At 73.2% G+C, this 12,258-nt stretch carries 12 protein-coding genes and 1 riboswitch; of the genes, 6 read left to right on the top strand and 6 right to left on the bottom strand.

The features are described 5' to 3' along the window. Positions 1-31 precede the first annotated feature (31 nt). Positions 32-778, top strand: coding sequence for a hypothetical protein (locus tag ACIQRW_RS35345; RefSeq protein WP_403768642.1), 747 nt, complete (start codon positions 32-34; stop codon positions 776-778). Here the strand turns inward: ACIQRW_RS35345 and ACIQRW_RS35350 are convergent. The 3 genes from ACIQRW_RS35350 to ACIQRW_RS35360 form a co-directional block, all read right to left on the bottom strand. Continuing rightward, positions 768-1,559: an enoyl-CoA hydratase/isomerase family protein gene (locus ACIQRW_RS35350; RefSeq protein ID WP_403768645.1), complete on the bottom strand. Its 792-nt coding sequence runs from the start codon at positions 1,557-1,559 to the stop codon at positions 768-770. The two genes, ACIQRW_RS35345 and ACIQRW_RS35350, sit on opposite strands and share 11 nt — an antisense overlap. A gap of 145 nt (positions 1,560-1,704) precedes the next feature. Further along, entirely contained in the window at positions 1,705-1,926 is a 222-nt protein-coding gene (locus ACIQRW_RS35355) for a helix-turn-helix domain-containing protein (RefSeq protein WP_006123601.1), read from the bottom strand. Positions 1,927-2,246: 320 nt separating this feature from the next. Then, positions 2,247-3,845 (bottom strand): ABC-F family ATP-binding cassette domain-containing protein, encoded by a 1,599-nt coding sequence (locus ACIQRW_RS35360; protein WP_228926714.1) that lies wholly within the window; start codon positions 3,843-3,845, stop codon positions 2,247-2,249. Between the two features lie 203 nt (positions 3,846-4,048). Between ACIQRW_RS35360 and ACIQRW_RS35365 the strand changes: the two genes are divergently transcribed. Both ACIQRW_RS35365 and ACIQRW_RS35370 read left to right on the top strand, forming a co-directional pair. Then, a complete protein-coding gene (locus ACIQRW_RS35365; protein WP_403768648.1) occupies positions 4,049-4,939 on the top strand; it encodes a neutral zinc metallopeptidase in 891 nt (296 codons plus the stop codon). Positions 4,940-5,066: 127 nt separating this feature from the next. Beyond that, on the top strand, positions 5,067-5,477 hold the full coding sequence (locus tag ACIQRW_RS35370) for a VOC family protein (protein ID WP_403768651.1): 411 nt from the start codon (positions 5,067-5,069) through the stop codon (positions 5,475-5,477). 72 nt (positions 5,478-5,549) lie between these two features. Here the strand turns inward: ACIQRW_RS35370 and ACIQRW_RS35375 are convergent, their stop codons facing one another. From ACIQRW_RS35375 to ACIQRW_RS35385, 3 genes are all read right to left on the bottom strand, one after another. Next, positions 5,550-6,899 carry a hypothetical protein gene (locus ACIQRW_RS35375; protein WP_403768721.1) on the bottom strand — a complete coding sequence of 450 codons (1,350 nt, stop codon included), beginning with the start codon at positions 6,897-6,899 and terminating at the stop codon, positions 5,550-5,552. A gap of 184 nt (positions 6,900-7,083) precedes the next feature. Continuing rightward, positions 7,084-8,211, bottom strand: coding sequence for an alpha/beta hydrolase (locus ACIQRW_RS35380; protein WP_403768654.1), 1,128 nt, complete (start codon positions 8,209-8,211; stop codon positions 7,084-7,086). Positions 8,212-8,387: 176 nt separating this feature from the next. Further along, entirely contained in the window at positions 8,388-9,047 is a 660-nt protein-coding gene (locus ACIQRW_RS35385) for a class II aldolase/adducin family protein (RefSeq protein WP_403768657.1), read from the bottom strand. 277 nt (positions 9,048-9,324) lie between these two features. Between ACIQRW_RS35385 and ACIQRW_RS35390 the strand changes: the two genes are divergently transcribed. The 3 genes from ACIQRW_RS35390 to ACIQRW_RS35400 all read left to right on the top strand — a co-directional run bounded on the left by ACIQRW_RS35390 (position 9,325) and on the right by ACIQRW_RS35400 (position 12,230). Further along, on the top strand, positions 9,325-10,587 hold the full coding sequence (locus ACIQRW_RS35390; RefSeq protein WP_403768660.1) for an anion permease: 1,263 nt from the start codon (positions 9,325-9,327) through the stop codon (positions 10,585-10,587). A gap of 12 nt (positions 10,588-10,599) precedes the next feature. Beyond that, positions 10,600-10,830 carry a hypothetical protein gene (locus ACIQRW_RS35395; protein WP_403768663.1) on the top strand — a complete coding sequence of 77 codons (231 nt, stop codon included), beginning with the start codon at positions 10,600-10,602 and terminating at the stop codon, positions 10,828-10,830. Positions 10,831-10,979: 149 nt separating this feature from the next. Further along, a riboswitch (cobalamin riboswitch) is annotated at positions 10,980-11,112 on the top strand. Positions 11,113-11,249: 137 nt separating this feature from the next. Then, entirely contained in the window at positions 11,250-12,230 is a 981-nt protein-coding gene (locus ACIQRW_RS35400; RefSeq protein ID WP_403768666.1) for a cobalamin biosynthesis protein, read from the top strand. The last annotated feature ends 28 nt before the right edge of the window (positions 12,231-12,258 follow it).

Below are 12,258 nucleotides of genomic sequence, written 5' to 3' on the forward strand. Positions count from 1 at the left end.
TCCCGCGTCGTGGATACGGCAGTCTGGGGTGATGACGACGGCACGGGGCCCGCAGAGGGTCGACGGATGGACCGCTTCGGTACGGCAACGGCTGGGGCTGGGCAGGCTGCTGCCGCTGGGCGGTCCCGCGGACGGCGCGTGGATCGCGGAGACGGCCGCCGCGTCGGTGCTGCGCGAGGCGGCCGCCCTCCCCGGGACGGTGGTGGGAAAGTTGCGGATCGGTCCGACGGAGGAGGCCCTGGAGGCGGCTGTGGCCGGGGGCGGCCCCGACGCGTCACGGGACCCGGCGGACCCGGCACCGCCCCCGGCTCCGCCGAGCGCATTGCCGCCGGGACCGCTGCGGATGGAGGCGGAGTTCTCCACCACCCCCGACCGGCCGCTGCCCGACACCGCGGCGGCCCTGCGCGCGGCGCTGCTCACGGCCGCCGCCGCCCGGCTGGGTCTGGAGATCGCCGAGGTGGACCTGACGGTCACGGCATTGCTGGAGGGCGGTGCGACCGATCAGGTGACGGCCGCGCAGACGGTGCCGCCGGCCCCGGGCGCGAAGCCCGAGGGACCGGTGGCGACGGCTGCCGCCGGGGTGCCGGGGGTCGTGTCGCTGACCCGGGTCCTGGGCGGGCCGGTGCACACCGCCCACGACCATGTGCGGGTCGAGGTGGCGACGGCCGGGGACCACCGGGCGCTGGATGTCGCCCGGTCCGTGCGCACGGCGGTGGCGGCGGCCGCAGAGGAGCGGCTGCCGGTGTCGGTGCTGGTCACGGACGTGGTCAGTCGGTGATGCCCGCCAGGTCGCGGAGCCGGCGGCCCTGGGCGGCCCGCTCGGCGACGCGCTGCTCCTGGTAGTCGCGCGAGAGCGCGCCGACGAGGAGGGCCTTGGTCTCGACGACGGCGTCACGCGGCGCCGCGACCAGGGCCCCGGCCAGGTCGCGGGCGGCCGCGTCGAGCTGGTCGGCGGGGACCACGAGGTTGGCGAGGCCGGTGCGCTCGGCCTCCTCGGCGTGCACGAAGCGGCCGGTGGCGCAGATTTCGAGCGCGCGGGCATACCCCACGAGGTGCACCAGGGGGTGGGTGCCCGTGAGGTCGGGAACGAGGCCGAGGCTGGTCTCGCGCATGGCGAACTGCACGTCCTCGGCGACGATCCGCAGATCGCACGCGAGGGCGAGCTGGAAGCCGGCGCCGATGGCGTGGCCCTGGACCGCCGCGATCGACACCAGGTCGTTGCGGCGCCACCAGGTGAACGCCTCCTGGTACTCGGCGATGATCGCGTCGAGCTCGGCCTCCGGGCCGCGCGCCATGTCGAGGAACGACGGCTCGCCGTCGAAGCCCTCGGGAGTGAAGGCCTGCCGGTCGAGGCCCGCGGAGAAGGACATGCCCTCGCCGCGGAGCACCACGACCCGCACCGTGCCGGGCAGCGCCCTTCCGGCCTCGGTCAACGCCCGCCACAGAGCGGGAGACTGAGCGTTGCGCTTGGCCGGGTTGGTGAGCGTCACCGTGGCAACGGCGTCGTCGACGGTGAGCCGTACGCCGTCCTTGTCGAGCACAGTGTCGAGCGAGGTCATGGGGCGCCTCCGGATGGGGTGCAGTCAGCACTCGGTATGAAGTGACTGAACAGTAACCACCCGGACGACCTTGCGGTCAGCCGGGTGGTCACCCCGAATTCCGTTGGGACCGAAGGACGCCGAAGACACCGAAAACGCAGAGGCCTCAGGCCGAAGCGGCCTTCTTGCCCCGTGTCGCGCCGCCGCGTCCTCGCAGCGTCACTCCGGATTCACTGAGCATCCGGTGGACGAACCCGTAGGAGCGGCCGGTTTCCTCGGCCAGCGCCCGGATGCTCGCACCGGAGTCGTACTTCTTCTTCAGGTCTGCCGCGAGCTTGTCACGCGCGGCGCCGGTTACCCGGCTGCCCTTCTTCAGAGTCTCGGCCACCCGTGCCTCCTCATGGGAAGTGCGCTCTGGACTCTCATGATCACCCCTCCCGCGCCTCCTGGCCACCCATTCGGCAAGGTCGGTGCGAGCGGTTTCCCGGGCGCGAAGCGCATCGGCACGAGCGGAATCCCCGATTCCCCAAGGCGCGCGAGGGCGTACGGCCCGGACCGGCAAGAGAACAGCCAGGTCAGGGCCGTACGGGGAAGAGTGGCCGGAAATGGGGCGCGCGACGGGTGAGCGCCGGGCGCACCACCGGAGTACGAGACGTCCTCACGCAGATGATGGATCACGCGTAGGCCGAATGATCTATCCCCGGTGGATCAGGCGAGGGCGACGAGGTCGCGGTAGTCCGCTCCCCAGAGGTCCTCGACGCCGTCCGGGAGCAGGATGATCCGCTCCGGCTGGAGCGCCTCGACGGCGCCCTCGTCGTGGGTGACGAGGACGACCGCGCCCTTGTAGGTGCGCAGCGCGCCGAGGATCTCCTCGCGGCTGGCGGGGTCGAGGTTGTTCGTCGGCTCGTCGAGCAGGAGCACATTGGCGGAGGAGACGACCAGGGTCGCGAGGGCGAGCCGGGTCTTCTCGCCACCGGAGAGCACGCCCGCGGGCTTGTCGACGTCGTCGCCGGAGAAGAGGAAGGAGCCGAGCGTCTTGCGGACGGCCACGAGGTCGAGGTCGGGTGCGGCGGAGCGCATGTTCTCCAGGACCGTGCGCTCCGGGTCGAGGGTCTCGTGCTCCTGGGCGTAGTACCCGAGCTTGAGTCCGTGTCCCTCGATGATCTCGCCGGTGTCGGGCTTCTCGGCACCGCCGAGCAGGCGGAGCAGCGTGGTCTTGCCGGCGCCGTTGAGGCCGAGGATGACGACGCGGGAGCCCTTGTCGATGGCGAGGTCGACGTCGGTGAAGATCTCCAGCGAGCCGTACGACTTGGAGAGGCCCTCCGCCATCAGCGGGGTCTTGCCGCAGGGCGAGGGGTCGGGGAAGCGCAGCTTGGCGACCTTGTCCGAGACTCGGACGGCCTCCAGGCCCGATAGCAGCCGGTCGGCGCGCTTGGCCATGTTCTGGGCGGCGACCGTCTTGGTGGCCTTGGCGCGCATCTTGTCGGCCTGCGCGTTGAGGGTCGCGGCCTTCTTCTCGGCGTTCTGGCGCTCGCGCTTGCGGCGCTTCTCGTCGGCCTCGCGCTGCTGCTGGTAGAGCTTCCAGCCCATGTTGTAGACGTCGATCTGGGCGCGGTTGGCGTCGAGGTAGAACACCTTGTTGACGACCGTCTCGACCAGGTCGACATCGTGGGAGATCACGATGAAGCCGCCGCGGTAGGACTTGAGGTAGTCACGCAGCCAGACGATGGAGTCGGCGTCGAGGTGGTTGGTCGGCTCGTCCAGGAGCAGGGTGTCGGCGTCCGAGAAGAGGATCCGGGCCAGCTCGACGCGGCGGCGCTGACCACCGGAGAGCGTGTGCAGCGGCTGGCCGAGGACCCGGTCGGGCAGGCTGAGCGCGGCGGCGATGGTGGCGGCCTCGGCCTCGGCGGCGTACCCGCCCTTGGTGAGGAACTCCGTCTCCAGACGCTCGTACTTCTTCATCGCCTTCTCGCGGGTGGCGCCCTGCCCGTTTGCCATCCGGTCCTCGTTCTCGCGCATCTTGCGCAGGATCGTGTCGAGACCGCGGGCGGAGAGGATGCGGTCCCGGGCGAGGATGTCGAGGTCGCCGGTGCGCGGGTCCTGCGGGAGGTAGCCCACCTCGCCGGACTTGGTGATGGTGCCCCCGGCGGGGGTGCCCTCGCCCGCGAGGCACTTGGTGAGGGTGGTCTTGCCCGCTCCGTTGCGGCCGACGAGGCCGATGCGGTCGCCCTTGGCGATACGGAAGGAAGCGGATTCGATGAGGATGCGGGCGCCGGCGCGCAGCTCGATGCCGGAAGCGGTGATCACGGAAAAACTCCAGGGCAGTATGGACGGCGGAGGGACGAGGGCGGAGGTCTCTCGACGCCGCTAATGCACAAGGAGGAAGGCCATACGGCCCATTCTACTGGCGGTACGCAACTTCTTTTCCGCGTGCCCGTCGGGACGAACCGGCCGATACTCGGCGCAGGGCGGCACCTCGTCGCCCACCCGAGCCCGAGGGTGGTGCGACCGTGCAGTTCGACGACGACGCCGATCTGGACACCTCCGAGGTCCAGGATGTCCGCGGCAGCCGGGTCCCGGGCGGGAAGGCCACCGTGGGCGGCGGCATCGCCGGGGTGATCGCCCTGATCCTGGGCCTGCTCTTCGGCGTCGGGCCCGATCAGCTCGGGCTCACCTCGGACGGTGCGGACCCCGCGGCGACCTCGTCGTCGGCCGGGCAGGTGCAGGAGAGCTGCCTGAAGGGGCAGGACGCGAACAGCCGGGAGGACTGCCGGACGGTGGCGGTGGTCAACAGCGTGCAGGACTTCTGGCGTCAGGAGTTCGAACGGCGCGACGCGGACTACTCGGCCGCCCCGACGGTCCTGTTCAGCCAGCGGGTCGGCACCGCGTGCGGGGTCGCCACCTCGGCGGTCGGGCCGTTCTACTGCCCCGGCGACCGGAAGGTCTATCTGGACCTGGGGTTCTTCGACGACCTGCGGACGAAGTTCGGCTCCAGCGGCGGGCCGTTCGCCCAGGCGTACGTCGTGGCGCACGAGTACGGCCACCACGTGCAGAACCAGCTGGGCACGCTGGCCCGGTCGCAGGACGGGCGGCAGGGCGAGAACAGCAACGCGGTGAAGGTGGAGTTGCAGGCCGACTGCTACGCCGGGGTCTGGGCGCACCACGCCACGACGACGCCGGACGAGTCGACGGGCCGGCCGCTGATCACGGAGCTGACCCGGGCGGACGTCCGGGACGGGCTGGACGCGGCGGCGGCGGTCGGCGACGACCGGATCCAGGAGAGGTACCAGGGCCGGGTCACCCCGGAGTCGTGGACGCACGGTTCGGCCGCGCAGCGGCAGCAGTGGTTCTCCACCGGGTTCCGCACGGGCGACATGGCGCGGTGCGACACCTTCTCCTGAGCCGGACCCGCCCGAGCTGCGGGAACGCTTCCCGGGAGGGCATTGTCAGTGCCCGGTGGAAGACTGAGACACAGATCACATCAGGGTGGTCCGGACGGCAGACGCGACACCGGGAGAGGTGAGTGCGATGACAGGCGGGGCGAGCGGCGTTCCCACGATCTACCCGACGATCCTGTACGACGACGCGAAGGCCGCGATCAGGACGCTGACGCAGGGCCTCGGCTTCACCGAGGAGGCGGTCTACGAAGGGGAGAACGGCAGTGTGCTGCACGCCGAGCTGTCCTGCGGCAACGGCAGGGTGATGCTCGGCTCCAAGGGGCGCGAGGGACTGTTCGCGCAGGCGATGACGGGTGCGGGCCCGGCGGGGGTGTACGTGGTGGTGGACGAGGTGGACGAGCACTACGCCCGCGCCAAGGAGTTCGGCGTGGAGATCCTCATGGAGCCGACCGACCAGGACTACGGCTCCCGGGACTACATGGCGCGGGACGCCGAGGGCAACGTGTGGAGCTTCGGGACGTACGCCCCGGGGTCCGGCTGAGCGGGCTGAGCGGACCCCGGCGGCGGCGGTCGGGCTTGCGCGCGGCGCCCCGGGGTCGCCCGGGGCCCCGGGTCAGGCTCCTCCGGTGTGCACCTGGAAGGCGGCCCGGCGGACCGCCTTGGCCAGGGCCGGGTCCGGGTGGGCCGCGGCCAGGGCGACCAGGACCTGGACGGTGCGCGGATGGCCGACGGCCCTGACCTCGTCGAGCAGGGCCGGGACGGTGCCCTGGACGGCGGAGTCGAGGTGGCGCACCAGCAGCCCGGTCTCGCCGTGGTCGGCGACGGCTGCCGCGGTGTCGACCCAGAGCCAGGTGGCCTCCTCGCGGCTGAGGACGTCCTGGGCGTCGTCCGGGTCGTTGCCCTCGTACTCGGCGAGCCAGAGCAGCGCGTAGGGCCGCAGCGACGGTTCGGCGAGCACGGCGCGGACCTCGGGTTCGGCGGGGGCGCCGACGACTCTCAGCGCCTCGAAGGCCAGTCCGCGCAGCAGCGCGTCCTCGCCCCGGGCGACGGCCAGCAGTTCGGCGACGGCGCTGCCGACGGTGCGGGCGGCGAGCCAGGCGCGGTATTCGGCGCGGGCCGGGCCCGGGGTGAGCCGGGCGCAGCCGAGGAGCATGTCGGCGGCGGACTGCTCGATGTTCCCGGCCGGGCTCTGGGCGGCGACGCAGATCTGTTCCAGCTTGACCCAGACCGCCCAGTTGCCGAGCGGGGTGAGGGTGGCGTGCCCTTTGCCGAGCGTCAGCGCCCCGACGGCGGCGAGGCCCTCCAGGGCCCAGTCGAGCAGCAGGGCGTTGAGGTCGGCGCTCCGGGCGGGTCCGGCGCCGTTCTCGGCCGCCGCTGCCCGGGCGGGGGTCTCCGCCGGGGCGGCGGGCGCGGTTCTGCCGGGTCCCAGGGGCACTTCGCAGCGCTCCTCCTGGAGTTCGGCGACGCGCTGGCCGAGGAGGTCCAGCAGGGCGGGGACGGTGACGGGACCCGCGGAGAGCTGGAGGAGGGAGAGCACCTGGGGCACGGCCTCGACGGCTTCGGCGACCGCCCCCGCCTCGATGTCCGCGGGTGCGGCGTGGACGAGCGACCAGGCGTCGAAGAGCGCCACCCAGCCGCGCAGGACGGCGGAGTCGTCCCGGTCCCAGGCGCGCAGCCGCCAGCCGGGGCGGGCGGTGTCGCCGTGCAGCTCGATCAGTCCGGCCAGCCGGGCCCGGTCCCAGCCGGCGCGGACCTGCGCCGGGGAGAGCTCCAGGGCGGTGGCCGCCCGTTCGAGGGCGTGGGCCGCGAGCGGGGCGGCGGTGCCCGGCCCCGGCGTGCCCGCCGCCCAGTGGGCGATGCGTACGGCGTCGGCGAGTACCGCCCTGGCCTGGCGTGCCAGTTCCGTCCGGGGCGGGGTGCCCTCGGGGGGCCGGGGAGCCGGCCTGGTACGCCGGGTCGTCACGGCCTTGCGGGCGGTGGCGAGGGGTCGCGGGCGGACAAGTCGCAGCCTGGAGTCGCGCGGAGTACGGGACGTCACGGGAGCAGTCTTGCCCCTGACGGCCCGAAAGCCCAAACGGAAGGCGTTTCACCGGTACGGGAAAGGTTCCCCCGGTGCGGCGGCAAGCGGGAGAGTTCACCCCATCGGCTCACATCAGGGGCGTGAGGAAGCGTCGCAGGGTCTCTTCGTAGCGGGCCGGGCCGGCGTTCCACATCGACGCATGCGGAGCCTGCGGTACGGCGTGGAGGCTGACCACGTCCGGGCGGCGGGCGGCGAGCTCGCGGGAGGCGCCCCAGGGGGCGATGGTGTCGTCCGGGCCGTGCAGGATCAGGGTCGGGGTGCGCAGGGAGGCGGGCGCCGAGGTCTCCAGCAGCGGGGCGGCGTTCATCCCGGTCCTGCCCTGGGCGGCGCGGACGGCGAGCGGCAGCAGGGCGGCCGGGACGCCGCGGGCCGCGGCCAGGGCGCGCAGGGTGACCGCCCAGTCCAGCACCGGGGAGTCGAGGACGAGGCCGCTGATCCGGTCGCGGAGCGGGGACTCGACCGCGGCGTACAGGGCCATGGTGGCGCCGGTGGACCAGCCGTGGACGATCACGTTGCGGGCCCCGTGGCGCAGGGCCCAGCGGAGGGCGGCGTCGAGGTCGCGCCACTCGGAGGCGCCGAAGTGGCCGAGGCCGTCCGCGGGGCGGGGGGCTCCGGGGTCGCCCCGGTGGGCGAGGTCGAGCACGGGGAAGCTCTGTTCGTGCAGGAAGCCCATCAGGTTCATGGGGTGGGCCCGGGTGGTGCCGAGGCCGTGGACGGTGATGACCCAGGTGTCGCGGGCGCCGGGGACGTACCAGGCGGGCAGGGTTCCCAGCTCGCCGGGGATCTCGACCTCCTGGTGGTCCAGGCCGAGGTCGACGCTCGGGTCACCGTCGTACAGCGCGGGGGTGAGCCGCACTTTCGCACCCGGTTCGAGGAGCCCCCGGCCGACGCTCTCCAGCCTGCGGACGACGGTGTCGGCGGCCTGGGAGGCACCTTCGACGACGGGCCCGACGACCGCGTGGACGCCGGGTCCGGACAGGCCGTAGGTGCCGGGCCTGAGCGCCGAGAAGGACCGGGTCAGGGTGACCTGACCGGCCGCCGTGGCGTGCACGGTGAGTCTGCGGTCGGCGGGGAGGGGACGTCCGGGCGCCGCTTTGAGGGCGACGCCGCTGGCGTACCGGCCGGCGGCGACCGCTGTCGCACCGACGCCGAGGATCGTGGTGACGGCCGTTGCCGTCGCGGTTACCGGGCGCACCGCTCCAGTGTCGTGGGGCGGGAGGCGGGCTGCCAGCGGGCGGGGCCGTCCGGGGCGGACGCGGGCCGGGGCCGGACCGGGGCGGACGCGGGCCGGGGCCGTCCGGGACCGGGCCGGAGCTGTGGCCCGGGCTCCGGTGGTTCGCGAGGGTGCCGGGGGCGGGCGCGGCGCTCGGGTCAGCCGGGCTGGCCGTATCCCTTGAGCGCTTCCGTCACCTCGTCCAGCTGGGCCGCGTCGAGCAGGGCCGGGGTGCGGCCGGGCACGGAGCTCGCGGTGAGCCAGAGGCGGCAGAGCCACTCCAGTTGGGCGGTGCGCTCGTAGGCCTGGTCGAGCGTGTCGCCGTAGGTGACGGTGCCGTGGTTGGCGAGCAGACAGCCGGTGCGGTCCTCCAGGGCCCCGAGCATGGCCTCGGCCAGTTCCGGGGTGCCGTAGCGGGCGTAGGCGGCGGTGCGGACGGGGCCGCCGAGGATGGCGGCGGCGTAGTGGACGAGCGGCACCTCGGTGACGAGGGTGGAGACGGCCGTGGCGTGCACGGCGTGGGTGTGGACCACCGCGGCGGCGTCGGTGGAGCGGTAGACGGCCAGGTGGAGGGGGAGTTCGCTGGTCGGCCCGAGGTCCCCGAGGACCTGGCGGCCTTCCAGATCGACTCCGACCGCGTCCCGGGGGCCGAGCCGGTCGTAGGGCACCCCGCTGGGCGTGACCAGGACCAGGTCGCCGACGCGTGCCGACACATTGCCCGAGGTGCCGACGACCAGGCCGTCCGCCGCGCTGCGACGGGCGGTCGCGACGACGTCCAGCCAGGTCCTGCCGATGGATTCCGGGTACTGCTCGCTCATGGGGCGAGCGTAGGGGTCAAGAGGCGCAACCGGAACGTCACATGGGAGGTGACGGAGGTCTCTTCCGAGTGCCGAACAGCCGTTCAAAATGTTCGCCAAACGGAGGCAAAGGGCAGACCACACCCCGCCTCACAGGCACCGCGCAGCCCCTCCCGCGCACAAGCGGAGGCGACCCACTCCGTTTGGGGTCACCGCAACGCCCTGCCCAGTTCATCTTCCGTTCATCCAGGTTGCCTACGGTCCACGTGCCACTGACGTCGAACGATTGCCTGGGTAAATGGAACACATCACGCTGCTGCTTGCGATTGTGGTCGTGACAGCTCTCGTGTTCGATTTCACGAACGGTTTCCACGACACTGCCAACGCGATGGCGACGACCATCTCGACCGGCGCTCTGAAACCCAAGACAGCGGTGGCGATGTCCGCCGTTCTCAACCTGATCGGCGCGTTCCTGTCGGTGGAGGTCGCCAAGACGATCTCCGGCGGGATTGTCAACGAGGACGGCCTCAGAACCGAGGTCATCTTCGCGGCGCTCGTCGGCGCCATCCTGTGGAATCTCCTGACCTGGCTGGTCGGCCTGCCCTCCAGCTCCTCCCACGCCCTGTTCGGCGGTCTGATCGGCGCCGCGGTCATGTCGGCCGGCTGGTCCTCGATCAACGGCGGCACCGTCGTCACGAAGGTGCTGCTCCCGGCGATCGCCGCCCCGCTGGTCGCCGGCCTCGCCGCGATGCTGGCCACGCGGCTGACGTACCGGATCAACCGGAACGTCACCGACGAGGGTCAGCTGAAGTCGACGGCCAAGGGCTACCGGGCCGGACAGATCGCCTCCGCCGGTCTCGTCTCGCTGGCCCACGGCACCAACGACGCCCAGAAGACGATGGGCATCATCACGCTGGCCCTGGTCACCGGCGGCGTCCTCGCCCCCGGCTCCAACCCGCCCCTGTGGGTCATCGTCTCCGCCGGTGTGGCCATCGCGCTCGGCACCTACCTCGGTGGCTGGCGCATCATCCGCACGATGGGCAAGGGACTGACCGACCTCCAGCCGCCGCAGGGCTTCGCCGCCCAGACCAGCGCGGCGACGGTCATCCTGGCCTCCTCGCACCTCGGCTTCTCGCTCTCCACCACCCAGTCCTGCTCCGGTGCCGTCATGGGCGCGGGCCTCGGCCGCAAGGGGGGCGTGGTCCGCTGGTCCACCGCCACCCGGATGTTCGTCGCCTGGGGGCTGACGCTCCCGGCGGCCGGTCTGATCGGTGCGGGCGCCGAGTTCCTGACCAAGCAGGGTCCCTGGGGCATCACGGTCACCGCGGTCCTGCTCGTGGGCGGTTCCTTCGCCATCTGGCTGGCCTCGCGCCGCCAGCCGGTCGACCACACCAACGTCAACGACACGGACGGGGAGGGCGAGCCGCAGGGCATCGTCACCGCCGCCATGGCGGCGGTCCAGCCGCCGCCCGTCGGCGGCCCGGCCGCCGACCTCGCAACCACCATCCCGGCCCCGGCCTCGGCGCCCGACGACCCGGCCCGGCCGCCGGCCAAGGTGTAAGGACAGATCCGCATGAAAATCGACTGGGCAGCTCTCGCCTCCGTCTTCGGTGTCAGCCTGGTGGTCACCGTCGCGCTGGTCGGCCTCTTCACCCTGGGCATCGTCGCCCTCTCCAAGCAGTCCGCCACGGCCGGAGGCCGCGCTTCCGGCGGGTCGGTGGCGCTGGCGCGCACCGGCGCGTACGCCTGCTTCGCGCTGTGCGTCGCGGCGGTCTCGTACGGGATCTACCTGATCGTCGCCTGACCCCGTACCCCGCACTCCTTCGGGCCGGACACACCCTCGTGTGTCCGGCCCGATGTGCGTCTGCGCACAGTGGAGCCTCGCAGGTCAACAGCGAGTTGACGGCTGTTCGCGGGGCGTGGTGGACTGCCGGAGCCATTTACGGCGACAGCAGAGGAAGCCGGTGCGAATCCGGCGCGGTCCCGCCACTGTCACCGGGGAGCACTCCCCCACACCGGACGTCACGGCCCGCTCCACGCGGGCTGGAAGGCCGGGGGAACTGCGGATCCGGAAGCCAGGAGACTCTCGTCGCCGGTCACGTCGAACCAGGGCGCGGACCCTGAGTGAGGACATACGCCATGCCCGGCCGCCGTGCGCCGCTTCCTGTGCCCCCCACGACAGGCCCTCTCGCCGGAACCTCTCTCCCCGCGACCGGCTGAGCCGTGCGTGCCGACCGCGTTTTCGCGTACGGCGCCACGGCCGGGCTGATCGCCGACGCCCTGCTCGGCGACCCCCGTCGGGGCCACCCCGTCGCCGGATTCGGCCGCGCCGCCGCGCGGGTGGAGTCCCTGCTGTGGCGCGACGACCGGGGCCGGGGCGCGCTGCACACCCTCGTCTGCGCCGGAGGCGCCGTGGGGGCGGCCGCGCTGACCGCGCGCGCCGTCCGGGGACGCCCCGCGCTCGCCGTCGCGCTGACCGCCGCCACCGCCTGGTCCGTCATGGGCGGTACGTCGCTGGGGCAGGAGGCCCGCGCCATCGGCGGCGCCCTGGCCGCCGGGGATCTGGAGGTGGCGCGGGAGCGGCTGCCGCACCTGTGCGGGCGCGATCCGCACTCCCTGGACGGTCCGGGCATCGCCCGCGCGGTCGTCGAGTCGGTCGCCGAGAACACCTCGGACGCCGTCGTCGGCGCGCTGGTGTGGGGGGCGATCGGCGGGGTGCCGGGGCTCGTCGGCTTCCGGGCCGTGAACACGCTCGACGCGATGGTCGGCCACAAGTCGCCCCGCTACCGCCGTTACGGCTGGGCCTCGGCCCGTCTGGACGACCTCGCGGGGTGGCCCGGTGCCCGGCTGACGGCCGCGCTGGCCGTGGCGGGCGGCGGGCGGCCCCGGGAGGCCGTACGTGCCTGGAGGGCGGACGCGGGGCGTCACCCGAGCCCGAACGCGGGGCCGGTGGAGGCCGCGTTCGCGGGGGCGCTCGGCGTACGGCTGGGCGGGACCCTGGCGTACGCGGGGCGCGTCGAGCACCGGCCGGTGCTGAACGGGGAGTCCGGGCGGGATGTGCGGGGCACGGACATCGAACGCGCGGTACGGCTGTCGCGCCGGGTGAGCACGCTGGCCCTCGGCGTGTGCGTGGCGGGGCGGATGGTCGCGGGCCGCGTGGTCGCGGGACGGTCGTCGACAGGACGGAGGCGGGGGCGGTCATGAACGGTCCGGCACGGAACGCGGTACGGGA

This window comes from Streptomyces sp. NPDC091287, from assembly GCF_044768525.1.
Lineage (GTDB): Bacteria > Actinomycetota > Actinomycetes > Streptomycetales > Streptomycetaceae > Streptomyces.